The following is a 25453-nucleotide window of genomic DNA, read 5'->3' on the forward strand; positions in this document are numbered from 1 at the left end:
GCCCCCTGACTAACCTGCGGGTATGGCCCTCGGAACCGCATCCACCAGGACTGACCACGCGCGCACGGTGCGTGACATGCTCGCGACCGGCAAGACGACGTTCTCGTTCGAGTTCTGGGCTCCGAAGACGGAGAAGGGCGAACGCAACCTCTGGAACGCGCTGCGCAGGGTCGAGGCCGTGGCTCCCAGCTTCGTCTCCGTGACGTACGGGGCGGGCGGCTCCACCCGTGCGGGCACGGTGAAGGCGACCGAGCAGATCGCCGCCGACACCACGCTCACCCCGGTCGCCCACCTCACCGCGGTCAACCACTCCATCGCCGAGCTGCGCAACATCATCGGCCAGTACGCCGACGCCGGGATCCGCAACATGCTCGCCGTGCGCGGCGACCCGCCCGGCGACCCCATGGGTGACTGGGTGCCGCACCCGACGGGACTGACCTATGCCGCCGAGCTCGTCCAGCTCATCAAGGAGTCGGGCGACTTCTGCGTCGGCGTCGCGGCCTTCCCGGAGATGCACCCGCGCTCCGAGGACTGGGACACGGACGTGGCCCACTTCGTCGACAAGTGCCGGGCCGGCGCCGACTACGCCATCACACAGATGTTCTTCCGGCCGGAGTCCTATCTGCGGCTGCGTGACCGGGTCGCCGCGGCCGGCTGCGAGACCCCCGTCATCCCCGAGGTCATGCCGGTGACCAGCGTGAAGATGTTGGAGCGGCTGCCGCAACTCAGCAACGCCGCCATCCCGGCCGCCCTGAAAGAGCGGATCCTCACAGCAAAAGACGATCCGACCGCTGTACGCTCCATTGGCATCGAATTCGCCACGGAGTTCTGCGCGCGGCTGCTGGCCGAGGGAGTGCCCGGATTGCACTTCATCACGCTCAACAACTCCACGGCGACGCTGGAAATCTACGAAAACCTGGGCCTGCACCACCCCCCGCAGGCCTAGACCGGCCGCACGGGTATACGACACACTGCGTAGCGGCGACTCGGAGAGGGGCGTACATGGGCTGGACGGTCCTCTACATCGCGTTCGGCATCGTCGCGCTGTGGCTGCTGGGCGAGGTGCTGCTGCAGTACAAGGCGCGGCTGCGCTGGCGGCTGCTCGCCTTCGCGGGGTTCCTCGGCGTCGTGCTCGGGGTGCTGATCCCCTCGGTGATCGTCATCGGTCTCGGCGCTGCCGCGTTCGCGGTCGGTCAGACCTACGTCACGCTGTCCTTCCGCCGCGGCTTCGCGTCGGGCTGGGCGGTCAGCCGGACGGGCATCGCGGGCGTCGGCAAGCGCGACCGCGGCGAACCCGACCACCAGGACCCGACCCTGGAGGTCTCCGACCTCGAGCCGGGCGACGACGGCCACGACGACCAGGGCGACTACCACCGCGACAACGTGTCCTACGGCAATGAGGACGACTACGACCGCGACGACGTCTTCACGCCCGCCCGCTCCTCCCAGCCCGCCGCCGACACCACCGCGGTCTACGAGCCGCAGCCCCTGCCCGAGGACACCGGTTCCTACGGCATATACAGCGGCTCCGCGTACGCCGCCGCCGACGCGTCCTACGCGAACGCGGGGCAGTCCCAGGACCAGTACGCGACGGCCGCCCAGGGCGCCGACCAGTCCTACGGGTACGACTACTCCGGCTACAACCAGCAGCAGTACGGCTACGACACCATCGGCCAGCAGCAGTACGCCGCATACTCCGACCCGTACATCGGCACCCAGACCTACGGCGGCGGCTACGACGCCTACGGTCAGTACGCCCAGCAGGGCTACGGCCAGGACCAGTACGCCACCGGAACCTACTACGACGGCCAGACCCCGTCCGGCGGGGTGTGGGTCCCGCAGCAGCGCACCGACGAGGCCTACGGCGGCGAGCTCCCGCAGGAGCAGCACCACCCCTACCAGGACAACGGGCAGGGGCAGGGGCAAGGCCATGCTCAGGGGAACGGATACGACGAGCAGTACCGCTTCTGAACGCGCAGTACCGTTTCTGGCGGCCCGGTACCGCCTCTGAGGACCCTGCAGGCCGGGGCGCTCACTGAGAGCCCCGGAACTCCGGTCCCTCCACGATCAGACCCGCCACCAGCGCCCCCGACATACCGGCGTGCGGCAGGCCCCCGCCGGGGTGCGACCAGCCTCCGACCCGGTACAGGCCCGGGAAGCGGGTGGTGTTGGCCGGATGCAGGAAGCGCCCTTCCCCGGCCGCCAGTGACGGAGCGGACACGCCCCCGAAGCCGGCGTCCGTCTCGTCCACTCCGCGTCCCGGCGACCGGACCTCGCGCCACAGCAGCCGCTCGCGCAGGCCGGGTATCGCGGCCTCGGCCGCCGCGACCAGCAGGTCCGCGAGACGTTCGCCCCGCTCCGACCGGCGCAGGTCGGTCTCCGCCGGGACCACCGCGGACAGGACAGCCGACTCGTGCTCCTCGTCCCGTCGCAGCGCCGGGTCGTCCGGCCGCAGCACGGTCACCGTGGGCCGCACGGGCTCGGCCGTTCCGGAGTGCAGAGACTCCAACTCGGCCGCGCGGTCGGGCGCGTGCACGACCGTGTGATGAACCGCGCCGGACTCCCGCGCGCCGCGCAGCGCCAGCAGCACGGTGAACCGTCCGGGGCGGGGTGCCGTGCCGGGTCGCACATCACCCTCGTCGTCGAGCCGGCGTTCCGTCAGCTCCTGCAGCCGTACGGGATGCACTCCGGCGACCACATGGTCCGCCTCCGCCACCGTCCCGTCCGCCAGCTCCACCCCGGCCGCCCGGCCGTCCTTCTCCAGCACCCCCGTCACCTCGGCGCCGAAGTGGAACTCGACCCTGCGGGCCACGCACCGCTCATACACCGCGCGCGCCAACTCCCGCACGCCGCCGCGGACGTACCAGCTCCCGAAGGCATGCTCCATGTACGGCAGCACGGTCGCGCTCGCCGGGGTGACGCGCGGGTCGAGGCCGTAAGCGAGGGCGTAGCTCTCCAGCAGCGCCGCGAGACGCGGATCGCGCAGCTCCCAGGCGCCGACCTCGGCGAGGGTGGTGGCGCGGCGGGTGCGCAGCAGCCGCTTGTGCGGGACCGCCGGGTACGGCTCACGCTCGGCCAGCACCGGCCAGTTGGGCCACAGGGGCTCCTCCAGCAGCGGCCGGCGGGTGCGGTCCCAGGCCTCCCGGGCCCGCACCAGGAAGTCGCCCCAGCGGCCACCCGCGCCCGCCCCGAGCGCCTCGTCCAGGGCGGCTACGACCCCCGCGCGCGAGGCGTTCGGCAGCGTGACCGAGGTGCCGTCCGCGAAGACGTGCCGACAGGACGGGTCGACCTGGACCAGTTCGACGCACTCCTCCAGCGGCTCCCGGCCGGTCTTGATGAACAGATCGCGCCAGACCGCGGGCAGGGTCAGCAGCCCGGGACCGGTGTCGAAGCCGAACCCGTCCCGCTCGAAGCGCCGCACCCCGCCGCCGTACGTCTGCGTACGCTCGTACACCACCACCCGCTGACCCGCGACGGCCAGCCGGGCGGCGGCCGCCATCGCGCCCATCCCGGCGCCGATCACCACGATCCGTCCCATGCCTGCGACTTTAAAGCCTGGGTCTGACACCCGGCCGGGCACCTGCCGCCCGACCTGCAGCTCCCACTGGAGGTCACGGCACTGGTGGCCCGCCCGGGCAAAGCCCCAGCCCCCGGCCCGAGGGGAGTACGGGAGCGGAGGCGCACCTGACCAGTCGGCAACGGAGCGTTCTGCGCATGAGTGCGCAGGTCTGAGTATCCGTACCTAGTGAGTGAGATGAGTACGCGCGCGGATGGGGTCCGACCTGCGCGAACGAGAGAGTGGAGACACGGAAAGGGGCACGGCTCCGGCACCGGCGACACGGGGCGCCGGAACGGGGCCGCCCCGGATCCGCTCCTTCCGTCGGCCGAGGTCGGCGGGAGCGAGGCACGGGGGAACCCGGGGGAACGACCGAAACGGGGGCCCAACCGGGGAAAACCGGGGGGAGCACAACGGGGGAGCACGAGAAAGCGCCGGTTCGATGTGGCCCGCGGGGGACGCGGCCACACCGGACCGGCGCTTTCGTGTGCGATCAGCTACCGCCGCGACCGCTGACGCGCCCCTGCAGCAGCCGGGACAGCGCCGCATGGACGTCGTCCAGGGAGCGCTCCGGCTGGAAGGACTGCCAGTCGAGGGCGGCCACCAGGACCATGCCGACCAGCGCCGACGCGGTCAGCGGCACATCGATCTCGTCGCTGAACTCACCGCCCGCCACGCCCGCGCGCAGGACGTCCTCGACGACCGCGACCGCCTGCTGCCTGACCACCATCAGGGTCGACTGCCAGGTCCGGTTGGTGCGCCACAGCTCGGCCACGTACAGCTGCGTGAAGGCCGGATAGCGTTCGATGAAGACGAGCCCGGCGCGGATCATCGCGTCCAGGGCGTCCACTTTGGTGCCGCCGTCCCTGGCCGTGCGCTCGGCCGCCTCCCGGAGAGAGGCGGTGAGCAGGCCGACCCCGTGCCGCAGCAGCTCCTCGAAGAGGACCGACTTGCTTGCGAAGTTGTAGTAGACCGTGCCCTTCGCGACCCCGGCCCGCTCGGCGATCTCGTCCACCGTGGTGGCGGAGAAACCCTGTTCGGCGATGAGCGTGACGGCGGCCTCGTAGAGCTTCTGCCGGGTGGCCTCGCGGCGGGTGCTGCCGCCCGACGTGGCGCTGCTGCTTTCCATGGGCCTGATTGTCACAGGAGCCGTGCCCCGAGGTGTCACCTCCGCGCTCACAGGCTCAGCTCCGGGTGCAGCCGGTCCAGGGTCCACACCTGCCGGCGGCGGGCCGACACGGCGGTCAGTGCGAGGGCGCCCGCGGTGAACGCGACGAGCACCACGCACGCGTGCCACACCGGCCCCAGGCCGCCGCCCGTGATGAGCCTCCTGAGGGCCTCCACGATGTAGCTCATCGGCAGGAAGGGGTGGATCGCGTTGAAGAAGCCGGGGCTGGTCTGCACCGGATATGTGCCGCCCGCCGAGGTCAACTGCAGCATCAGCAGGGCGAGGACGAGGATCCGGCCCGCCGCTCCGAAGCGTGCGTTCAGCCACTGCACGATCGCCCCGAAGCACGCCGTCACCAGGAACAGGAAGCCGATGGTTCCGGCCGCCCGGGCCATCTGCAGGCCGATCGCCCAGTGCAGGACCGCCATCAGGGACACCGTCTGCAGGACGCCGATCGCCACCACCGGGAGCCAGCCGGCCAGCGCGATCCGCCACGCGGGGGCGCCCGTGGCGAGCGCGCGCCGGTTCATCGGCGGGATCAGCATGTACGCCACCATCGCGCCCACCCACAGGGACAGCGGGATGAAGTACGGGGCGAACCCGGTGCCGTAGTTGGGCGCCTTGTGCAGGTCCTTGGAGACGAGCTTGACGGGGTCGGACATCACCTCGGTGCGCTGGTTGCGATCCTTCTTGTCGTAGTCGGGGATCTTCCCGGCGCCGTCGTGCAGTCCGCCCGCGAGCTTCCCGGAGCCGTCGACCAGCTTGAACATGCCGCCGTTGAGGTCCTCGGCGCCGCTCTTCAGCTGCCCGACACCCTGGTCCAGGTCTCCTGCGCCGCTTTTCGCCGTGCCGAGGCCCTGGTGCAGCTGCTGTGCGCCGGCGGCGACCTTCCCGGCGCCCTCGTTCAACTTGTTGATCTTGGCGACGGCGTCGGAGAGGTCCTCGGACAGGTGCGGCGCCCGGTCGGCGAGCGCCTGGGCCTGCGTCTGGAGAGTGGCCAGGTTGCCGTCGAGCTTCTTCAGGTCGCCGTGCTGGTCGGCGATCAGCGTGTTCAGGTCGTCGGCGATCGTCGCCACGTCGGCGGCCGCGTCCTTCGCCTTCTTCAGGTCGGAGCAGGCCGGATCCGGCAGCACGGCGTTCTCGCAGCGCGCCCGGTAGACCTCGTTCAGCGTGTCGGAGGCCGCGTGAGCGCCCTTGGCGGCGGCCGGAGCCGTCTTCACCAGGGTGTCGAGGTTGTCCCGGATCGCCTTCGAGGAGTCGGCGACGAGCCGGGCGGTGTCCCCGATGGTCTTCTCGTTGTCCTTGAGGAACGGGCCCACCTTCTTGTCGACCCCGTTGACCTTGTCGGCGAGCGTCTGCGTGCCCGCCGCGACCTGCTTCGAGCCGTCCGCCAGGTCGCCCGCGCCCGAGTCGAGCTTCGTCAGGCCCCCGGACAGCCTGCCGCTGCCGTCCTTGGCGTCCTTCAGGCCGTCAGCGAGATCCTTGGAGCCCTTCTCCGCCTTCCCGATCCCGCCATTGAGCTGGTCCGCGCCGTTCGCGGCCTTCACCGTCGCCCCGTGGATGTCGGAGAACGAGATGAAGATCTTGTCCAGGAAGGACCGCGACGCCTTCGCGGACGCGGCCTGGCGCACCTCGCTGAACACCGTCCGGGAGATCTGCCCGACGATGTAGTTGTTGGCGTCGTTCGTACGCACCTGGAGCGCGCCCGTCTGAGGGGAGGCGCCCCCGCTGGACGCGATCCGCTTGCTGAAGTCGGCCGGCATGGTCAGCGACAGGTAGTACGTGCCGTCCTCCACGCCCGCGCGTGCGTCCGAGGCACTCACCTCGTGCCAGTCGAAGGTGTCGCTGTCGCGCAGCTGTTCGGTGATGGCCTCGCCCGCCGCGATCTTCTTCCCGTCGGCCGTCGCCCCCTTGTCGTCGTTGACGAGCGCCACGGGGATGCGGTCCAGACGGCCGTACGGGTCCCAGAACGACCACAGATACAGGGCGCCGTACAGCAGCGGCAGCACCAGCAGCGCCACCAGGGCGGCACGCGGCAGCCTGCCCCGGCGGAACCGCCTGAGCTCAAGAGCGGCCAGTTTCGGCGAGCGCATCGGCCTTCTCCTTCTCCGTGGTGGCCTTCTCCGTGGTGGTTACGACGACGGTGTCCTGCGGGGCCTCGCTGCACACCGCCACGACGGTCGTCCCGGCCGCGGCGATCGACCTCAACAGCGCCCAGACCTCGGCCCGTTCGGCGTCCGAGAGCTTCAGGTCGGTGTCGTCGACGCCGAGCAGCCGGGGCCGGCCGAGCAGCGCGAGCGCGATGGACAGCCGCAGCGCCTCCAGCCGCTCCAGATCGCGTACGGCCGTCCGGGAGCCCTTGGGCAGGGCCTCCCGGTCCAGTCCGGCGGCGGCCAGCGCGGTGTCGATACGCAGCCTGGCCTCGGCCGTGCGCTCCTTGCGCGGCCGCAGCAGCGCGCGCAGCGAGTCGCCGAACCGCCGCTGCAGCAGCGCCCGTTCGAGCAGATGCTCACCCACGGTCAGCGCCGGTTCGAGGTCGGTGACGCCGGTGACATGCGCGAGTCCGCTGACCCGGCGCACGGCCGCCATCTGCTTGGGCAGCTTCCACTCGCCCACCTCGGCCGCTCCCACCGTGGGCTTCATCCGTCCCGCGAGCGCGAGCAGCAGGCAGGTACGGCCGGACCCGGACGGTCCCTCGATCGCGATCAGCGAGCCGGGCTCCGCGTCGAACGTGACGTCGCGGAACGCCCAGCCGCGAGGGCCCCTGACTCCGAGGCCGCGGGCCGTGACACCGATTCCGGGCACGGTTCCCCCCTATCCCCTGAATTGAACTGACTGGTCAGTGCAAAAACTACTCCGAACCTTCGATCGAAGCAAAAGCGCAGGTCAGAACGGATTGTCAGTGGCATACCGCACGATGGGCACATACGGCATCCCGTATCAGGGCATGCCGTCACGCAGACGACAGGAGGTTCGTCATGGCCAGCTATCACGCAGCAGCCGCCCGCCGGCGCCGCGCCACCGGCCCTGCCCCCTCACTGACCGGCCCGGCGAGCGACGTCCACCCGGTGCTCCGCCGGACCACGGCCCCGCCCGCCGCCCTCGACCTGCTCGCCCAGGCCCGCGCCGGACTGGACGAGGCAGCAGTCCTCGAAACACCCAACGAGCGCTATGCCACCGCGCACCTCGCCGCCCTGCGCACCGCCGCCGCCGTGCTCGCCGCGCGAGGCCGCCCCGAGCCCACCTCCCGACGCCGCGCCCGCATCAGGAGCGCCTGGGAGGTGCTCCCCGAAATCGCGCCCGAACTGACCGAGTGGAGCGCGCTGTTCGCCTCCGGGGCCCGGCGCCGCGCCCGGGCCGAGGCGGGCATCCAGGGTGCGGCCAGCCGCCGGGACGCCGACGACCTGATACGCGACGTGGCGATGTTCCTGCGCCTCGTCGAGCGGATGCTCGTCCTCCAGCCGGTCCTGCCGCAGCCACGCCAGGACGCCGACCATCCGCAGGCCGACGCGGACAGCGACCGGGACTTCCCGGACACGGGCTGAGCGAGGCCGAGTCCGCCGTACGAGACGATCGGCGGGCAGGCCCGCACGGTGACCAGGTGCGGCGGTGGAGGCAATAGGGTGGAGAGCGCCTGAAGCCTTCCCTCCCGTACCCCGGCCGGGGAGGCACCCCGTTCGCTCCGCCGTGCCATGGGCGGTGCCGCGCCGAGGAGTCAACTGCCGTGTCGGACCCGAGCCGCCCCCGCGCCTCCCTCCGTACCGCCGTGGTCTGGGAGGTCCTCCAGGACGCCCTCGAACGCCGGGTGAAGGCCACCGGGCGGGAGTCGCTGGACGTCCTCGACACCGGGGGCGGCAGCGGCAAGTTCGCGGTGCCCGTCGCCCGCCTCGGCCACCGGGTCACCGTCGTCGACCCCAGCCCCAACGCGCTGTTCGCGCTGGAACGCCGCACCGCCGAGGCCGGCGTCGCCGACCGTGTGAAGGGCGTCCAGGGCGACGCCCACGGCCTCTTCGACGTGGTCGAACGCGGCGGCTACGACGTGGTGCTGTGCCACGGCGTCCTGGAATACGTCGACGACCCGGCCGAGGGTGTGCGCAACGCCGTGGCCGCACTGCGCTCCGAGGGCGTGCTCAGCCTGCTTGCCGCGGGCCTCGGCGGCGCCGTGCTCGCCCGCGCCCTCGCCGGCCACTTCAAGGAGGCGAGGCAGGCCCTCGCCGATCCGAACGGCCGCTGGGGCGCGGGCGACCCCGTGCCGCGCCGCTTCACCGCCGAGCAGCTCACCGAGCTGGTCGAGGGCGCGGGCCTCAGGGTCGGGGCCGTGCACGGCGTACGGGTCTTCGCCGACCTCGTCCCGGGCGTGCTCGTGGACACCGAGCCCGGTGCCCTGGAGGCGCTGCTCAAGCTGGAGGAGGCGGCGGCCGAACTCCCCGCCTTCCACTCCGTGGCCACGCAACTCCATGTGCTCGGCGAGACGCAGGGGGCCACCGAGGCCTGAGCCGAGTCCTGTGGTGCGTCGCTGATCAGGGACTTGGCCGCACATGGAGTACGCCACAGGCCCCCCGATCGGGCGTGCAGCGCCGTATGATCGAGGGAGACCGCTCGGCATGACGGGTCGGCCGCTGGGGAATGCAAGATTCAGCGAGCCGGTACGTCCATGGCGGATTCCGGTTGGCCAATTGGCGCAGAGGGGCGGGTTTCAAGGGGGCGATTCCCTGCCTATCCTGAAGGGACCCCCCGGGTCGCCCCGGCGACTGCACGATGAGGAGGACTCCGTGCCGCTCTCGGAGCACGAGCAGCGCATGCTCGAGCAGATGGAGCGAGCGCTGTACGCCGAAGATCCCAAGTTCGCGTCGGCGCTTGAGGGAAGCGGGCTGCGTACGTACACCCGGCGGCGGGTCTACCAGGCGGTCGCGGGCTTCCTCGTGGGTATCGCGCTCCTCATGGCTGGAATGGTGACCAAGCAGGTCTGGCTCAGCGTGGTGGGCTTCCTGGTCATGCTGGGGTGTGCCGTGCTCGCCGTGACCGGCTGGCGCAAGGCCCCCAAGCCGGGCGAACAGCCGACGGCCGGTGCCCCGCACGTGCGTCGTCAGGGACGGCAGAAGCGCTCCGTGATGGACCGCATCGAGCAGCGCTGGCAGCGCCGCCGCGACGAGCAGGGCCACTAGCTCCTCTTCCGCCGTCCGTCCCGGACGGTTCCTCGCAGACACAGGTGAGGGGGTGACCACCCCGGCGGGTGGTCACCCCCGAACCAATTGCCGGGCTACCGGTGTGGTGGGGGGGGCGGCACCCACACGAGCCGGGGGGGCCCCCCCCCCCTATCGTTTGCCCGGGCGCCGGGGGTGGCGCCGCCGCCCCCACCACACCGTCAGCCGCTCTGCTGCCCGGAGGGGCGCCGCACCAGCGCCGACCAGCGCTCGGCGCAGCGGGCCTTGAAGGCCGTCCAGCGGTCCGTGAGGTCCCACACCGCGCGGACGGCCGACCGGGGCGCCACGACCGCGCGCACCCTGGTGGTCCAGCCGGCCTTGGACCGCAGCGCCGCCCGGAGGCTGCGCACATGGTCGGCCAGTCCCGGCACGTCCTGCGGCTCGGGTGCGAACAGCACCTGCTCCACCGCACTCGCCACCCGGTGCACCGACTCCGCGGTCGCCGCGTCCAGCTGGCCCAGTCGCACGATGCGTGCGGCCGCCTTGCGCGGGGTCAGCGCGTCGTCCGGCACGATGCCGTAGTCCCAGGCCGTGTCGGTGAGCTCGCGCCAGACCGCCAGGACGTGGCCCGCGGCCACCTCCGCGGCGTGCCGGGCGTCCACCTCCACCGACAGCGCCGTCACGTCGACATCAGCCGAGCTCGCCGCGTCCGCGCCCCGTGCCTTGCGGCCCTTCCGGGCCGTCGGCAGGGCGGAGACGGCGTGCTGGGCCGAGGCCAGCCGCACCGAGCGCCGCCGCAGCCGCCACAGCATGGGCAGCAGCGGCAGGGCGACCGCCAGGAGCCCCAGCAGGGACCAGCCGGCGATCTTGTACCAGGGCAGACCGTCGTCGCCCGGCTTGGCCGTCTCCAGCGGGAGCGCGGCGGCGCAGGCCTGGAGCTTCTTCTGCTGCGCCGAGCAGCTCGTGCTCGCCGAGGGGGCCGCCGACGCGATCGAACCCGCCGACTGCGAGGGCCGCGGCACCGGCGGGAGATTGTTGTCCGGCGTGTCCGACTGGGTGTACGAGGGGGTCACGCCCCGGCTCGGGGTCGGCTCGAAGCGGGTCCAGCCCACACCTTCGAAGTACAGCTCGGGCCAGGCGTGTGCGTCCTTCAGCCCCACCGACACAGAGCCGTCCGCCTGTGGCGTGCCCGGGGCGAAGCCCACCGCGACCCGGGCGGGTATGCCCAGGCTGCGGGCCATCGCCGCCATCGCGAAGGAGAAGTGGACGCAGAAGCCCGTCTTGTCCTTCAGGAACTTGGCGATCGCCTGCGGGCCGCTGCCGACCTGCACCTGGGTGCTGTACTGGAAGCCGCCGCTGAAGGCGAAGTAGTCCTGGAGCTTGACCGCCTGCTCGTAGTGGCTGCTCGCACCGTCGGTGACCTGGCGCGCGGTCCTGGCCACCACCGCGGGCACCGAGTCCGGCAGTTTGGTGTAGTCGCGCTTCAGGGACGCGGGCGGCTCCGGAGCCTCGGCGAGCTGCTCCGCCGTCGGCTGCACATCGAGGCTCTTGACCAGATAGGTCTTCCCCCGGGTGGTCTCGCCGTGGTCGCCGACCAGCGTCATGCCCACCGGTTCGTAACGCCACTTGCCGCTGACGTCCACGCCGCTGGGCGGGTACGGCATCGGCAGCCAGTCCTGGGCGTACCAGTCGGCGGCCGAGATCCGGGTCTGTATCTCCGCCCGCTTGACGTCCCCACTGAGGCCGGCCGGGGTCGGGAAGCTGTCCGGTACGCCGGTGACGTGCCGCTTGGACGGTTTCCAGGTGCTGCCGTCGAAGTCGTCCAGGGACACGATCCGGAGGTACATGTTCGAGATGTCGTTGCTGTTCGTCTTCAGGGACATGACCTCACGGTCCTGGTCCACGTTCAGACTGTCGCGCAGGGACACCAGCGGGTTCACCGCCGAGATCGTGCCGCCGTTGCCGTTGCCGCCGCCCATGCCCGTCCCGGCCGCGTCCAGCAGGCCGCCGTTCATCGCGGGCAGCGCGATCGGCACCATCAGGGCGACACCGAGCGCGACGACTCCGATACGGCGCCCGGTGCGCACCGGTGCCAGCGCGCCGGGCTCCCCGCCCGGGCTGCGCGCCGCCCCGCCGAAGACGCGGCCCCACTGCGAGAGCCGCTCGCGCCCCTCGGCCAGGAGCAGCATCAGATAGCCGCCCGCCGCGACCAGGAACCACAGCCAGTCGGCGCCGCCGTGGGACAGCCCCGCGGCGACGGAGTACAGCGCCAGCAGCGGCAGTCCGGCCGGGGCCGCGCTGCGGAAGGTCACCGCGAGGGTGTCCACCGCGAGACCGATCACCAGGACCCCGCCGAGGACCATCAGCCGGATGCCTGCGGACTCCAGGGGCGCCGGGATCGCATACCGCGCGATGTCGTCGCTGCCCTGCTGCAGCAGGTCCGCGAAGTGACGGAACGCCTCGGGGCCGGGGACGAGGCCTATGAGGGCCTGCTGCCGGGCGAAGACCAGGGTCAGCATCATCAGCGTGACCAGGGCCTGTGCCGCCACCGTCAGCGGCCGTGCCAGCGGCACCCGACGGGTCGCCGCGCCCACGCCCGTCTGCACCGCGAGCATGACGGCCACCTGCAGGATCCAGGTGGCCGGCGAGACCAGTGGCAGCAGGGAGCAGGACGCCATCAGCGTGGCCGCCCAGGCGCACAGCGCCACTCGTGCCCGCCCGCTCATGAGCCCGTCCCCCCGCCGTTCGTCCCGCTCGTCGCGGCGAGGCCCGCGCGCTCGCGGTCCGCCAGACGCCACAACTCCGTGAGCGATGCGGCCCGTGGCACCTTCAGGGCCGTCCAGCCGGCCTCCCGCAGCATCCGCAGCCGTTCCTCGCTCCTGTCCAACGGGCCGGGCACATCGGACGGTTCCCGCACCCAGGGGTTGCTGTCCAGCAGGAAGGCCAGCGCCCCTCCGCTGCGCTGGCGCATCTTGGCGACGATCGCGGCTTGCTCCTCGTCGAGGTCGCCGAAGAAGGCCACCAGCAGCCCCTCGTTCCCGCCGCGCAGCACGTCGTACGCCCTCGACAGGCCCGCCCCGTCGGAGTGGTCGACCACCGCGAGGGTGTCCATCATCAAGCCGGCCGCGTCCGCCGTCTCCTGGCTGGCGCCCGCGAACCCGTCCGCGCCCTCGCCGGGCACCGAGTTGCCGGTGTCGGTCAACAGCCGGACGGAGAAGCCCCGTTCCAGCATGTGCACCAGGACGGAGGCCGCGCCCGAGACCGCCCACTCGAAGGCCGAGTCGGGGCCCGCGCCCTGGAAGGCGAGGCCCCGGGTGTCCAGCAGCACCGTGCAGCGGGCCCGCTGGGGCTGCTCCTCGCGGCGCACCATCAGCTCGCCGTAGCGGGCGGTGGAGCGCCAGTGGACGCGGCGCAGGTCGTCGCCGTAGCGGTAGCCGCGCGGGATCACGTCGTCCTCGCCGGCCAGTGCGAGCGAGCGCTGCCGCCCGTCGCCGTACCCCTTGGACTCGCCGCTCAGGCGCACCGGTGGCAGCGCCTCCACGCGCGGGATCACCGTCAGGGTGTCGTACGTCGAGAAGGAGCGGGTCAGCTCGCACATCCCGAACGGGTCGGTCAGGCGCAGCTGCAGCGGGCCCAGCGGATAGCGGCCGCGCAGGTCGGAGCGGACCCGGTAGGACACCTCGCGGCGGCCGCCCGGCTCCACCCGGTCCAGGACGAAGCGGGGGCGCGGGCCGAGCACGTAGGGCACCCGGTCCTGGAGCATCAGCAGGCCCGTGGGCAGCCGCGAGACGTTGTCCATCCGCAGATGGACGCGAGCCTCGCTGCCGGCGGGCACGCGCGCGGGGGTCAGACGGCGGCTGCCGGCCACCCGGTAGCGCGTGCGGTAGAGGAAGAGCACGCAGATCAGGGGCAGTGCGGCGAGCAGCAGGCCGACCCGCAGCAGATCGCTCTGTCCCAGGACGTAGGAGCAGATGGCCGCCGCGATCCCGGCGGCCAGGAAGGAGCGTCCGCGGGTGGTCAGGCCCGCCAGGGCGGTACGGACGCCGCCCTTCTCGCTGTGGCCGCTGTCAGGGTGGCCCGTCCCCCCGGAGGTCATCACAGCCTCCGCGGCGGCTGCTGGGGGTACGCGGGCGTACCGCGGCCGAGGCCGCCGAAGCCGGGCTGCTGCTGGGGCGCCGCGGGCACCGCGGTGCGCTGCAGGATCTCCTGGACGACCTGCTCCGAGGTACGGCGGTTGAGCTGGGCCTGGGCGGTCGGCAGCAGCCGGTGGGCCAGGACGGCGACGGCGAGCGCCTGCACGTCGTCCGGCAGCGCGTACTCCCGGCCGCTCAGGGCGGCGGAGGCCTTCGCCGCGCGCAGCAGGTGCAGCGTCGCGCGCGGGGAGGCGCCGAGTCTGAGGTCGGGGTGGTTGCGGGTGGCGGAGACCAGGTCCACCGCGTACCGCCGGACCGTTTCGGCGACGTGCACGCCGCGCACGGCCTCGATCAGCTTCACGATGTCGTGGGCGTGCGCCACCGGCTGGAGGTCCTCCAGCGGGGAGACACCGCCGTGCACGTCGAGCATCTGCAGCTCGGCCTCGACGCTCGGGTAGCCCACGGAGACCCGGGCCATGAAGCGGTCGCGCTGGGCCTCGGGCAGCGGGTAGGTGCCCTCCATCTCGACCGGGTTCTGCGTCGCCACCACCATGAAGGGGCTGGGCAGCTCGTAGGTCTGCCCGTCGATGGTGACCTGGCGCTCCTCCATCGACTCCAGGAGCGCGGACTGCGTCTTGGGCGAGGCGCGGTTGATCTCGTCGCCGATCACGATCTGCGCGAAGATCGCACCCGGTTTGAACTCGAAGTCCCGGCGCTGCTGGTCCCAGATGGACACACCCGTGATGTCCGAGGGCAGCAGGTCGGGGGTGAACTGGATACGCCGCACCGAACAGTCGATGGACTTGGCCAGCGTCTTGGCCAGCATGGTCTTGCCCACGCCGGGGACATCCTCGATCAGAAGATGTCCCTCGGCGAGCAGTACGGTCAGCGAAAGCCGTACGACCTCGGGCTTGCCCTCGATCACTCCTTCCACCGAACTGCGGACACGCTCCACAGTGGCAGTCAGATCTGTAAGGCTCGCTCGATCGTCATAGGTCGTCACCCGGCCCTCCTCGGCCCGTTCTTTCTCCGGGCCGACGCTTGCTGTGCGGACCGGCCCACCCCGAAACACGGACACCACGCGTGAATAGTTCCGCGTGACGCCACACCCCGCATTCTTGCTGCCGTTACCGTTTCGTGTCACTCGACTGTGGACAACTGGCTGCGGTATGTCGGGTTTTACGACGCTTGGGCTCCAGCATGCGCGGGATTTGCGAAAAACGAGAAGGGCCGAGCGCCTTACGCGGGGTCGATCTCGCGCAGCAGACCCGTCTTCACGTCGAAGACGAAGCCGCGTACGTCGTCGGTGTGCTGCAGGAACGGCGAGGTGCGTACCCGCTGCATCGACTGCCGTACGTCCTGGTCGACGTCACGGAAGGCCTCCACCGCCCAGGCGGGGCGCTGGCCGACCTCGTCCTCCAGCTCGGTGCGGAAGTCCTCGGTGATGGCCTCCAGGCCGCAGCCGGTGTGATGGATGAGCACGATGCTGCGGGTGCCGAGCTTGCGCTGGCTGATGGTGAGCGAGCGGATCACGTCGTCGGTGACGACGCCGCCCGCGTTGCGGATGGTGTGGCAGTCGCCGAGCTCGAGGCCGAGTGCGGCGTGCAGGTCGATACGGGCGTCCATGCAGGCCACGACCGCCACGTGCAGCACCGGGCGGGCGTCCATCCCGGGGTCGGTGAATGCCTCGGCGTATCGTCCGTTCGCCTCGACCAGGCGGTCGGTCACGGTGCCGCCGCGTATGGCGCCTTCGGACTCGGTGGGAACAGATGCAGAAGTCGTCATACCCATGACGGTACTGGTCACAGGCGATCCGGTCGTGGTGTGAGAGCGGGAGAAGAGCGTCATCACAGTCCTCTTGTGAGGTAACCCACATGGGTGGCGGAGGTGAAGCCGTACGCGTGAATTTCCCGGATTTGCGGCTTCGCACTCACGCCGGGGCGCGACGCGCAGGCCAGTTGATTGACCGCGAGACACCGTGGACTAAAGTGACGCGAAGCGGGAGGCGAGGCTCTCCCTGCTGGACTGAAATCCCCGGAGACCCCGGCTCGCACGGACGGTCTCCCCACGTGCGCGGCGCGTACGTACGGCTCGGCCTCCTCCCGCTCCCGGTCGGCTGACGCTCCTGGCGCCGGCAGACCTCCCCTTCACGAGCGGGCGGGGACCCGGCGGTGCGTATGACCACGCCGGATCTGAGAGGGCCCCTTGAGCCAGAGTCGACATGTCCCGGTGATGCTCCAGCGGTGCCTGGACCTGTTGGCCCCCGCCCTGCAGCGGCCGGGAGCGGTGGTCGTCGACTGCACCCTCGGCCTCGGCGGTCACAGCGAGGCACTGCTGACCCGGTTCCCCGAGGCCCGGCTGGTCGCCCTGGACCGCGACAAGGAGGCGCTGCGCCTGTCCGGCGAGCGGCTCGCGCCGTTCGGCGAGCGGGCCACCCTGGTGCACGCGGTCTACGACGAGCTGCCGGACGTACTGGAGCGGCTCGGCATCGCGCGCGTGCAGGGCGTTCTGTTCGACCTCGGCGTCTCCTCCATGCAGCTCGACGAGGCCGACCGCGGCTTCGCCTACGCCCAGGACGCCCCCCTCGACATGCGCATGGACCAGACGACCGGCATGAGCGCCGCCGAGGTCCTCAACACCTACCCGGCCGGCGAACTCGTCCGGATCCTGCGGGCCTACGGCGAGGAGAAGCAGGCCAAGCGGATCGTGGCCGCCATCGTGCGTGAGCGGGAGAAGGAGCCGTTCAGCAACAGCGCACGGCTCGTCGAGCTGATCCGGGACGCGCTGCCGCAGGCCGCCAAGCGCACCGGCGGCAACCCGGCCAAGCGCACCTTCCAGGCCCTGCGCATCGAGGTCAACGGCGAGCTCTCCGTCCTGGAGCGGGCGATCCCGGCCGCCGTGCAGGCGCTCGACGTGGGCGGACGGATCGCCGTGCTGTCGTACCACTCGCTCGAGGACCGCCTGGTCAAGCAGGTGTTCGCGGCCGGAGCGGCCACCACCGCGCCCCCGGGGCTGCCGATCGTGCCCGAGCAGTACCAGCCCCGGCTCAAGCTGCTCACCCGCGGTGCCGAACTTCCCACCGAGGAAGAGGTCGCCGAGAACCGGCGGGCGGCTCCGGCGCGACTGCGCGGAGCCCAGCGCATCAGGGAGTCCATCGAATGAGGGTGAACGAGTTGGCGAGCGAGTGCGCCTGGCAACCGGACTCACTGGAGGCCGTGTGAGCAGGAAACCCGAACTGCGGGGGCGGGCCGCTCGTCTCGCACGCCTCTTCCCCGGACCGGGAAGCCGCGCACAGGCGGCCCGCACCCCCTTCGTCCTGCTCGTCGTGCTCCTCCTGGGCGGCGGACTGATCGCGCTCCTGGTGCTGAACTCCGCGCTCAGCGAAGGCTCGTTCAAGCTCGACGACCTCCAGAGGGACACCAAGAGCCTCACCGACGAGGAACAGGGGCTTCAGCGGGACATCGACTCCTACTCCGCCCCCGAAGCCCTCCAGCAGCGGGCCCGCGAGCTCGGCATGATCCCCGGCGGGGACCCCGCGTTCCTGAATCCCGACGGCACCGTCAAGGGCGTCCCCTCGGTCGCCGGCCAGCAGGCCGTCAGCCGGGCGGCAGAGCAGTCCGCGGTGCAGATGCCGCTCGTCCTGCTCCCGCCGGCGCCCGCCGCGGCCCCGCCGGCCGCCGGCCCGCCCCCCACCTCACAAGCCGATTCCGCCCAGACGACCACGACCCCCGGCAGGTGACGGAAGTGTCAGACTCTTCCGGAGAAAGGCAACCGCCGCGCCGCCGCGTGCCCGGCCCCGCGCGCCCCGACCGCCCTGCCGCCGGCGCCCGGCGCCCGGGCTCCGGCGCCCGCCCCGCCCGCCGCCCGGCTCCGGGCCGCCCCACGGCCTCGGCCGCCCTGCGGCTGGGCAGCCCCCGCCCCCGGCTGCGCATGGTCAGCCTGGCGCTCACCCTGGTGCTGACCGCCTTCGTCGTACGGCTGCTGCAGGTACAGGCCGTCGACGCGAGCGCCTACGCCGCCAAGGCCGACCAGAACCGCTACGTGGGCCATGTCCTGACCGCCGAACGCGGCGGCATCCTCGACCGCAACGGCGTGGCCCTCGCGACCAGCGTGGACGCCTACGACCTCACGGCCGACCCCACGATGTTCACCCGCGACCAGCTGAAGGTCGGCGACGGACCCGAGCAGGCCGCCGCGCTCCTCGCACCGATCCTCGGCATGGACCAGGACACGCTCGTCCACAAGCTCCGCCCCAAGAACAAGAAGCTGCGCTACGTCCTGCTCGCCCGCCGCCAGACCCCGCAGGTCTGGAAGCAGATCAAGGACCTGAAGACCGCGCTCACCGCGAAGGGGGAGAAGGACAAGTCCACGGTCAACGTCCTCGCCGGCGTCTTCGCCGACCCCAGCAGCAAGCGGATCTATCCCAACGGGGACCTCGCCGCCGGGATACTGGGCTGGGTCAACGACCAGGGCAAGGGCGGCGGAGGCGTCGAGCAGGAGCTCAACAAGGAACTGGCCGGCAAGGACGGCAAGATCCGCTACGCCCAGTCCGGCGGCCGCCTGGTGCCCACCGCGGGTTCCACCGAGACGCCCGCCGTGCCCGGCAGCGACGTCGAGCTCACCCTCGACCGCGACATCCAGTGGGCCGCGCAGAACGCGATCAGCCAGCAGGTGAGGAAGTCCGGGGCGGACCGCGGGTACGTGATAGTGCAGGACACCCGTACCGGCGAGATCCTGGCGATGGCCAACGCGCCGGGCTTCGACCCCAACGACCTCTCCAAGGCGAACCCGAACGCCCTGCACAACTGGGCCGTCGAGGACGCCTACGAGCCCGGCTCCACGGCCAAGATCATGTCGATGGCGGCCGTACTCCAGGAGAACGTCGCCACCCCGCTGACGCATGTCGTCGTGCCGAACCGGCTGCACCGCGGCGACCGGCTCTTCAAGGACGACATCGACCACGACACCTGGAACCTCACGCTCAACGGCGTGCTCGCCAAGTCCAGCAACATCGGCACCATCCTTGCCGCCGGCCAGCTGGGCAGGACGCAGGCGCAGGCCAACGACGTCCTCTACTCGTATCTGCGCAAGTTCGGCATCGGCAGCTACACCGGCCTCGGCCTGCCCGGCGAGACCAAGGGCATCCTCGCTCCGCCCGCCAAGTGGTCGACGTCGCAGCAGTACACGATTCCTTTCGGCCAGGGCTTCTCCATCAACGCGCTGCAGGCGGCGTCCGTCTACTCGACCATCGCCAACGGCGGCGTCCGCATCCAGCCCACGCTGGTGCGCGGCACCAAGGGGCCCGACGGGCGCTTCACCCCGACCCCGAAGCCCGTGAAGACAAGGGTCGTCAGCGCGAAGACGGCGAAGACCCTCGCCCAGATGCTGGAGTCGGTCGTCGACGACCGGGAGGGAACCGGCAACAAGGCGCGCATCCCCGGCTACCGGGTCGCGGGCAAGACGGGTACGGCCAACCGCGTGGATCCGGCCACCGGCCAGTACCGCGGCTACACCTCCTCGTTCGCCGGATTCGCACCTGCGGACAACCCCCGCATCACCGTGTACTGCGCCATCCAGAACGCCACGAGCGGGAGTTACTTCGGCGGCCAGATCTGCGGACCCATCTACAAGGAGGTGATGGAGTTCGCACTGAAGACCCTCCAGGTCCCGCCCACGGGTGCGCAGGCCGCGAACCTGCCCGTCACCTTCTGATCAGCGCAACCAGCCAGGAACGCTCCGTGACCATGATCACTCCCGACTCCGGCAAGCCGGGCGCCCCCGCCCCCTCACTTCGCTCGCAAGCGGGTGCGCCCGGTACGCTCACCGCCGTGCCACACGCTGATCAGTCTCAAACCACCCAGAAGGGCGCATCCGTGACATATCCGGGGCCGCCCAGGCCGGTGCAGGTCTCCGCCACACCCCTCGCGGAACTCGCCGATCAGCTGGGTGCCACCGCGCCGGAGAGCGCCACCGAGGTCACGGGCATCACCCATGACTCGCGCGCCGTCCGCCCCGGCGACCTGTACGCCGCCCTCCCGGGGGCCCGTCTGCACGGCGCCGACTTCGTCACGCAGGCCGCCGGCCTCGGTGCGGCCGCCGTGCTGACCGACCCGACCGGCGCCGAGCGCGCCGCCGCGACCGGCCTGCCGGTCCTGGTCGTCGACGACCCGCGCGGGCGGATGGGCGAGCTGGCGGCCACGATCTACGGCCACCCGGGCCGCGATCTGCTCCAGATCGGCATCACCGGCACCTCCGGCAAGACCACCACCGCCTACCTCGTCGAGGGCGGCCTGAAGACCAAGAGCAACACCGGTCTCATCGGCACGGTCGAGATGCGCATCGGCGACGAGCGCATCAAGTCCGAGCGCACCACGCCCGAAGCCACCGACCTGCAGGCCCTGTTCGCCGTCATGCGCGAGCGCGGCGTCGAGGCGGTCGCCATGGAGGTCTCCAGCCATGCGCTGGTCCTCGGCCGGGTCGACGGCTGCGTCTTCGACATCGGCGTCTTCACCAACCTCAGCCCGGAACACATGGAGTTCCACTCCGACATGGAGGACTACTTCCGGGCCAAGGCACAGCTGTTCACGCCGAAACGCAGCAAACTGGGTGTCGTCAACTTCGACGACGAGTACGGCCGCAGGCTGGTCGACGAGGCCACCGTCCCGGTCGTGACCTTCTCGGCCGAGGGCCACCCCGACGCCGACTGGCGCGCCGAGGACGTGCAAGTCGGCCCGCTGGACTCGACGTTCACCGTGATCGGTCCCGAGGGCGAGCGGATCGAGGCGAAGGCGCCGCTGCCGGGCGGCTTCAACGTGGCCAACACCCTCGCCGCCGTCGTCGCCCTCGCCGCCGCGGGCCTCGACCCGCAGACCGCCGCCGACGGCATCGCCGCCGTGCCGGGCGTGCCGGGCCGCCTGGAGCGCGTGGACGCCGGACAGCCGTACCTCGCGGTCGTCGACTACGCCCACAAGACCGACGCCGTCGAATCGGTCCTGCGCGCCCTGCGCAAGGTCACCGAGGGCAAGCTGCACGTCGTGCTCGGCTGCGGCGGCGACCGGGACAGGACCAAGCGCGCGCCGATGGGCGCAGCCGTCGCCCGCCTCGCCGACACCGCCGTACTGACCTCCGACAACCCCCGCTCCGAGGACCCCCTCGCGATCCTTGCAACCATGCTCGAGGGCGCGGCGTCCGTACCAGCACACGAACGCGGCGAGGTCCAGGTCTTCGAGGACCGGGCCGCCGCGATCGCAGCAGCCGTCGCCCGAGCACGGCCCGGAGACACCGTGCTGGTCGCGGGCAAGGGCCACGAGCAGGGCCAGGACATCGCCGGGGTGGTCCGTCCCTTCGACGACCGCCAGGTGCTTCGAGAAGCCATCCAGAAGACCCAGGGATGAACTTGTGATCGCCCTCTCTCTCGCCGAGATCGCAGAAGTCGTCGGCGGGCAGACGCACGACATACCGGATCCGTCCGTCCAGGTCACGGCTCCGGTCGTCCGGGACTCCCGCGAGGTACAGCCCGGCAGCCTCTTCGCCGCCTTCGTCGGCGAACGGGTCGACGGCCACGACTTCGCAGCCCAGGTCGTCGAAGCGGGCGCGGTCGCCGTACTGGCGTCGCGCCCCGTCGGCGTGCCCGCGATCGTCGTCGAGGACGTCCAGAGCGCCCTCGGAGCCCTCGCCCGCCATGTCGTACGACGCCTCGGCGCGACCCTCGTGGCCCTCACCGGCTCCGCGGGCAAGACCAGCACCAAGGACCTGATCGCCCAGGTCCTGCAGCGCAAGGCGCCGACGGTGTTCACGCCCGGCTCGCTCAACAACGAGATCGGGCTGCCCCTCACCGCCCTGTCCGCCACCGAGGAGACCAGGTTCCTCGTCCTGGAGATGGGCGCCCGCGGCATCGGCCACATCCGCTACCTCACCGATCTGACGCCCCCGAAGATCGGCCTCGTCCTCAACGTCGGCACCGCCCACATTGGCGAGTTCGGCGGCCGCGAGCAGATCGCGCAGGCCAAGGGCGAACTGGTGGAGTCCCTTCCGGAGGACGGCGCCGCGATCCTCAACGCGGACGACCCCCTCGTACGGGCCATGGCATCCCGTACCAAGGCGAAGGTGCTCCTCTTCGGAGAGGCCGACGAAGCGGACGTACGCGCCGAGAACGTGCGACTCACGGACAGCGGACAGCCTGCCTTCACCCTCCACACACCCTCCGGTGCAAGCGATGTGACCATGCGCCTGTACGGTGAGCACCACGTGTCGAACGCGCTCGCCGCGGCCGCCGTCGCCCATGAGCTGGGCATGTCCGCGGAAGAGATCGCCACCGCGCTCTCCGAGGCGGGCTCCCTCTCCCGCTGGCGCATGGAGGTCACCGAGCGACCGGACGGCGTGACCATCGTCAACGACGCCTACAACGCGAACCCCGAGTCCATGCGAGCCGCCCTGCGCGCGCTCGCGGCCATGGGCAACGGGCGGCGGACCTGGGCGGTGCTCGGCAAGATGGCCGAGCTCGGGGACGAGGCGCTCGCCGAGCACGACGCGGTCGGACGGCTCGCCGTCCGGCTCAATGTCGGCAAGCTCGTCGCGGTCGGGGGCAGGGAAGCGTCCTGGCTGCAACTGGGCGCATATAACGAGGGTTCGTGGGGTGAGGAGTCGGTGCACGTGTCCGACGCACAGGCGGCGGTCGACCTGTTGCGCAGCGAGTTGCGCCCGGGAGACGTCGTTCTCGTGAAGGCGTCCCGTTCGGTCGGCCTCGAGAGCGTCGCCCAGGCGCTGCTGGAGACCGGTGCCGAGGGTGAGGTTGCCGCCCGATGATGAAGCAGATCCTGTTCTCGGGAGTCATCGGCCTGTTTCTGACTCTGGTCGGCACCCCGCTGCTGATCAAGCTCCTGGCCCGCAAGGGCTACGGCCAGTACATCCGGGACGACGGCCCGCGCGAGCACGCCAGCAAGCGCGGTACGCCGACCATGGGCGGCATCGCCTTCATCCTGGCGACGGTGGCCGCGTACTTCCTCTCCAAGGTGATCACCGGCTACGCCCCGACCTACTCGGGTCTGCTGGTGCTCGGTCTGATGGTCGGCATGGGCCTGGTCGGCTTCCTCGACGACTACATCAAGATCGTCAAGCGGCGTTCGCTGGGCCTCCGAGCCAAGGCGAAGATGGCCGGCCAGCTGATCGTCGGCATCAGCTTCGCGGTGCTCGCGCTGCAGTTCCAGGACGCTCGCGGCAACACCCCGGCCTCGACGAAACTGTCGTTCATCACGGACTTCGGCTGGTCGATCGGCCCGGTGCTGTTCGTGGTCTGGGCCCTGTTCATGATCCTCGCGATGTCGAACGGCGTGAACCTGACGGACGGCCTGGACGGTCTGGCGACCGGCGCCTCCGTCCTCGTCTTCGGTGCCTACACCTTCATCGGCGTCTGGCAGTTCCAGGAGTCCTGCGCCAACGACCAGACCCTCACCAACCCTGCCGCCTGCTACGAAGTGCGCGATCCGCTCGACCTCGCGGTCATCGCCTCCGCGCTGATGGGCGCCTGCCTGGGCTTCCTGTGGTGGAACACCTCGCCGGCCAAGATCTTCATGGGTGACACCGGTTCGCTCGCCCTCGGCGGTGTCCTCACGGGCCTGGCCATCCTCTCCCGCACGGAGCTGCTGGTGGCCATCATGGGCGGTCTGTTCGTCCTCATCACCATGTCGGTGGTCATCCAGGTCGGCTCCTTCCGCCTCACCGGCAGGCGCGTCTTCCGGATGGCGCCACTCCAGCACCACTTCGAACTCAAGGGCTGGTCCGAGGTCCTTGTGGTGGTCCGCTTCTGGATCATCCAGGGCATCTGTGTGATCGTCGGACTGGGCCTCTTCTACGCGGGATGGGCAGCGGACAAGTGACCGACTGGCAGGGCAAGCACGTCACCGTCGCCGGGCTCGGCGTCTCCGGTATCCCGGCGGCCAGGGTGCTGCACGCGCACGGGGCGGTCGTCACGGTCGTCAACGACGGCGACGACGCACGCGCGCGTGAGCAGGCCGCCGAACTGGAGGCACTCGGGATCACCGTGCGCCTGGGCGATGGCGCCACCCTGCCCGAGGGCACCGAGCTGATCGTCACCACACCGGGCTGGAAGCCGGACAAGCCGCTGTTCGTCGCGGCCCGCGAGGCCGGTGTCGACATCTGGGGCGACGTCGAACTCGCCTGGCGCCTGCGGGGCCCCGACGCGGCTCCCTGGCTCGCCGTCACCGGCACCAACGGCAAGACCACCACCGTCCAGATGCTGGCATCGATCCTGAAGGCCGCCGGGCTGCGCACCGCGGCCGTCGGCAACATCGGCGTCTCGTTGCTGGACGTGGTGCTGGGCGAGGAGCAGTACGACGTCCTCGCCGTGGAGCTGTCCAGCTACCAGCTCCACTGGGCCCCCTCCCTGCGCGCCCACTCCGCCGCCGTCCTGAACCTGGCCCCCGACCACCTCGACTGGCACGGCTCCATGGAGGCGTACGCCGCCGACAAGGGCCGTATCTACGAGGGCAATCGCGTCGCCTGCGTCTACAACGTCGCCGACAAGGCCACCGAGGACCTGGTGCGCGAGGCCGACGTCGAGGAGGGCTGCCGGGCCATCGGTTTCACCCTCGGCACGCCCGGGCCCTCCCAACTCGGTGTCGTGGACGGCATCCTCGTCGACCGTGCCTTCGTGGAGAACCGGCAGCAGAACGCCCAGGAACTCGCCGAGGTCTCCGACGTCAACCCGCCGGCCCCGCACAACATCGCCAACGCCCTTGCGGCGGCGGCCCTCGCGCGCGCCTTCGGGGTGCCCGCCGCGGCCGTACGCGACGGCCTCAGGAACTTCACCCCGGACGCGCACCGCATCGCGCACGTGGCCGATGTTTCCGGGGTCGCGTACATCGACGACTCCAAGGCCACCAACACGCATGCGGCCGAGGCCTCGTTGGCGGCGTACGAGTCCATCGTGTGGATCGCGGGCGGGCTCGCCAAGGGCGCGACCTTCGACGAACTGGTCGCCAAGTCGGCAAAGCGACTTCGCGGAGTCGTCCTCATCGGCAAGGACCGCGCCCTCATCCGTGAAGCCCTCGCGCGACACGCGCCCGAAGTACCCGTCGTCGACCTCGACCGGACGGACACTGGGGCGATGCTTGCGGCTGTCCAGGAGGCCCAGCGGCTCGCGACCGCAGGCGACACGGTGCTGCTGGCCCCCGCCTGCGCCTCGATGGACATGTTCGCCAACTACAACAAGCGCGGTGACGCGTTCGCAGAAGCGGTCCGCGAACTCGACGCCTGACCCGGCCGCCTGCAGCCGGGCGACCTTGGGAGGGACGCGTGGGATCGTCCAGGGCTAGGGCCTGTCCGGCGGATCGGGCCGGCCGTAACGTGCGGTGTGTCTTGGCCGCCGCGGGCGCGGGCCGGTGCGCCGCAGACGGGCATGCCCGGGCCCGTAACGCCGGGCTGACGGGCCCCA

The 25453-nt window shown here is 71.3% G+C and carries 20 protein-coding genes; 12 read left to right on the forward strand and 8 right to left on the reverse strand.

The genetic code is table 11. From position 1 onward, the window contains the following. Positions 1 to 22: 22 nt before the first annotated feature. The gene (gene metF, locus AB0N07_RS23740; RefSeq protein WP_365838135.1) at positions 23 to 946 is read left to right on the forward strand and encodes a methylenetetrahydrofolate reductase [NAD(P)H]; all 924 of its coding nucleotides are present in this window, start codon (positions 23 to 25) and stop codon (positions 944 to 946) included. A 56-nt stretch (positions 947 to 1002) separates the two neighbouring features. Next, positions 1003 to 1971, forward strand: a complete 969-nt coding sequence (locus AB0N07_RS23745) for a hypothetical protein (protein WP_365838137.1) — start codon at positions 1003 to 1005, stop codon at positions 1969 to 1971. Between the two features lie 61 nt (positions 1972 to 2032). Here AB0N07_RS23745 and AB0N07_RS23750 read toward each other — a convergent pair whose 3' ends face one another. The 4 genes from AB0N07_RS23750 to AB0N07_RS23765 all read right to left on the reverse strand — a co-directional run bounded on the left by AB0N07_RS23750 (position 2033) and on the right by AB0N07_RS23765 (position 7529). After that, complete coding sequence (locus AB0N07_RS23750; protein WP_365838139.1) at positions 2033 to 3538, reverse strand: NAD(P)/FAD-dependent oxidoreductase; 1506 nt, start codon at positions 3536 to 3538, stop codon at positions 2033 to 2035. Positions 3539 to 4049: 511 nt separating this feature from the next. Then, positions 4050 to 4685 carry a TetR/AcrR family transcriptional regulator gene (locus tag AB0N07_RS23755; protein ID WP_365838141.1) on the reverse strand — a complete coding sequence of 212 codons (636 nt, stop codon included), beginning with the start codon at positions 4683 to 4685 and terminating at the stop codon, positions 4050 to 4052. Positions 4686 to 4732: 47 nt separating this feature from the next. Further along, positions 4733 to 6817, reverse strand: a complete 2085-nt coding sequence (locus tag AB0N07_RS23760) for a YhgE/Pip domain-containing protein (protein ID WP_365838143.1) — start codon at positions 6815 to 6817, stop codon at positions 4733 to 4735. Next, positions 6789 to 7529: an ATP-binding cassette domain-containing protein gene (locus AB0N07_RS23765; RefSeq protein WP_365838145.1), complete on the reverse strand. Its 741-nt coding sequence runs from the start codon at positions 7527 to 7529 to the stop codon at positions 6789 to 6791. Before AB0N07_RS23765 ends, AB0N07_RS23760 begins: the two co-directional genes overlap by 29 nt. Positions 7530 to 7702: 173 nt before the next feature. Between AB0N07_RS23765 and AB0N07_RS23770 the strand changes: the two genes are divergently transcribed. The 3 genes from AB0N07_RS23770 (at position 7703) to AB0N07_RS23780 (ending at position 9889) form a co-directional block, all read left to right on the forward strand. Further along, positions 7703 to 8269 (forward strand): SAV_6107 family HEPN domain-containing protein, encoded by a 567-nt coding sequence (locus tag AB0N07_RS23770; protein WP_365838147.1) that lies wholly within the window; start codon positions 7703 to 7705, stop codon positions 8267 to 8269. A gap of 179 nt (positions 8270 to 8448) precedes the next feature. Next, complete coding sequence (locus AB0N07_RS23775; protein WP_266954341.1) at positions 8449 to 9219, forward strand: methyltransferase; 771 nt, start codon at positions 8449 to 8451, stop codon at positions 9217 to 9219. 277 nt (positions 9220 to 9496) lie between these two features. Next, entirely contained in the window at positions 9497 to 9889 is a 393-nt protein-coding gene (locus tag AB0N07_RS23780) for a DUF3040 domain-containing protein (RefSeq protein WP_365838149.1), read from the forward strand. 200 nt (positions 9890 to 10089) lie between these two features. Here the strand turns inward: AB0N07_RS23780 and AB0N07_RS23785 are convergent, their stop codons facing one another. The 4 genes from AB0N07_RS23785 to AB0N07_RS23800 form a co-directional block, all read right to left on the reverse strand. Beyond that, complete coding sequence (locus AB0N07_RS23785; RefSeq protein ID WP_365838151.1) at positions 10090 to 12594, reverse strand: DUF3488 and transglutaminase-like domain-containing protein; 2505 nt, start codon at positions 12592 to 12594, stop codon at positions 10090 to 10092. After that, positions 12591 to 13964, reverse strand: coding sequence for a DUF58 domain-containing protein (locus AB0N07_RS23790; protein ID WP_365838153.1), 1374 nt, complete (start codon positions 13962 to 13964; stop codon positions 12591 to 12593). The genes AB0N07_RS23785 and AB0N07_RS23790 overlap by 4 nt, the downstream gene beginning before the upstream one ends. After that, positions 13964 to 15004 (reverse strand): MoxR family ATPase, encoded by a 1041-nt coding sequence (locus AB0N07_RS23795; protein ID WP_365838155.1) that lies wholly within the window; start codon positions 15002 to 15004, stop codon positions 13964 to 13966. Before AB0N07_RS23795 ends, AB0N07_RS23790 begins: the two co-directional genes overlap by 1 nt. A 236-nt stretch (positions 15005 to 15240) precedes the next feature. After that, positions 15241 to 15786 (reverse strand): carbonic anhydrase, encoded by a 546-nt coding sequence (locus AB0N07_RS23800; RefSeq protein ID WP_365838157.1) that lies wholly within the window; start codon positions 15784 to 15786, stop codon positions 15241 to 15243. A gap of 420 nt (positions 15787 to 16206) precedes the next feature. Between AB0N07_RS23800 and rsmH the strand changes: the two genes are divergently transcribed. The 7 genes from rsmH to murD all read left to right on the forward strand — a co-directional run bounded on the left by rsmH (position 16207) and on the right by murD (position 25276). After that, positions 16207 to 17163: a 16S rRNA (cytosine(1402)-N(4))-methyltransferase RsmH gene (gene rsmH, locus AB0N07_RS23805; protein WP_365838159.1), complete on the forward strand. Its 957-nt coding sequence runs from the start codon at positions 16207 to 16209 to the stop codon at positions 17161 to 17163. A gap of 55 nt (positions 17164 to 17218) precedes the next feature. After that, positions 17219 to 17740 (forward strand): septum formation initiator family protein, encoded by a 522-nt coding sequence (locus AB0N07_RS23810; RefSeq protein ID WP_365838161.1) that lies wholly within the window; start codon positions 17219 to 17221, stop codon positions 17738 to 17740. Between the two features lie 5 nt (positions 17741 to 17745). Beyond that, positions 17746 to 19713 (forward strand): penicillin-binding protein 2, encoded by a 1968-nt coding sequence (locus tag AB0N07_RS23815; RefSeq protein ID WP_365838163.1) that lies wholly within the window; start codon positions 17746 to 17748, stop codon positions 19711 to 19713. Between the two features lie 161 nt (positions 19714 to 19874). Further along, the gene (locus AB0N07_RS23820; protein WP_365838165.1) at positions 19875 to 21395 is read left to right on the forward strand and encodes a UDP-N-acetylmuramoyl-L-alanyl-D-glutamate--2,6-diaminopimelate ligase; all 1521 of its coding nucleotides are present in this window, start codon (positions 19875 to 19877) and stop codon (positions 21393 to 21395) included. 4 nt (positions 21396 to 21399) lie between these two features. After that, positions 21400 to 22806 (forward strand): UDP-N-acetylmuramoyl-tripeptide--D-alanyl-D-alanine ligase, encoded by a 1407-nt coding sequence (murF, locus tag AB0N07_RS23825; RefSeq protein ID WP_344404068.1) that lies wholly within the window; start codon positions 21400 to 21402, stop codon positions 22804 to 22806. Continuing rightward, entirely contained in the window at positions 22803 to 23876 is a 1074-nt protein-coding gene (gene mraY / locus AB0N07_RS23830) for a phospho-N-acetylmuramoyl-pentapeptide-transferase (RefSeq protein WP_365838167.1), read from the forward strand. The genes murF and mraY overlap by 4 nt, the downstream gene beginning before the upstream one ends. Next, the gene (gene murD / locus AB0N07_RS23835) at positions 23858 to 25276 is read left to right on the forward strand and encodes a UDP-N-acetylmuramoyl-L-alanine--D-glutamate ligase (RefSeq protein ID WP_365838169.1); all 1419 of its coding nucleotides are present in this window, start codon (positions 23858 to 23860) and stop codon (positions 25274 to 25276) included. Before mraY ends, murD begins: the two co-directional genes overlap by 19 nt. The last annotated feature ends 177 nt before the right edge of the window (positions 25277 to 25453 follow it).

This window comes from Streptomyces sp. NPDC051172 (assembly GCF_040682555.1).
Lineage (GTDB): Bacteria > Actinomycetota > Actinomycetes > Streptomycetales > Streptomycetaceae > Streptomyces.

Coding starts and splice junctions, on each gene's coding strand:
- mraY (WP_365838167.1), top strand. CDS start 22,803: ATGATGAAGCAGATCCTGTTCTCGGGAGTCATCGGCCTGTTTCTGACT.
- AB0N07_RS23770 (WP_365838147.1), top strand. CDS start 7,703: ATGGCCAGCTATCACGCAGCAGCCGCCCGCCGGCGCCGCGCCACCGGC.
- metF (WP_365838135.1), top strand. CDS start 23: ATGGCCCTCGGAACCGCATCCACCAGGACTGACCACGCGCGCACGGTG.
- AB0N07_RS23760 (WP_365838143.1), bottom strand. CDS start 6,817: ATGCGCTCGCCGAAACTGGCCGCTCTTGAGCTCAGGCGGTTCCGCCGG.
- AB0N07_RS23755 (WP_365838141.1), bottom strand. CDS start 4,685: ATGGAAAGCAGCAGCGCCACGTCGGGCGGCAGCACCCGCCGCGAGGCC.
- AB0N07_RS23750 (WP_365838139.1), bottom strand. CDS start 3,538: ATGGGACGGATCGTGGTGATCGGCGCCGGGATGGGCGCGATGGCGGCC.
- murD (WP_365838169.1), top strand. CDS start 23,858: ATGGGCAGCGGACAAGTGACCGACTGGCAGGGCAAGCACGTCACCGTC.
- AB0N07_RS23800 (WP_365838157.1), bottom strand. CDS start 15,786: ATGACGACTTCTGCATCTGTTCCCACCGAGTCCGAAGGCGCCATACGC.
- AB0N07_RS23745 (WP_365838137.1), top strand. CDS start 1,003: ATGGGCTGGACGGTCCTCTACATCGCGTTCGGCATCGTCGCGCTGTGG.
- AB0N07_RS23785 (WP_365838151.1), bottom strand. CDS start 12,594: ATGAGCGGGCGGGCACGAGTGGCGCTGTGCGCCTGGGCGGCCACGCTG.
- AB0N07_RS23790 (WP_365838153.1), bottom strand. CDS start 13,964: ATGACCTCCGGGGGGACGGGCCACCCTGACAGCGGCCACAGCGAGAAG.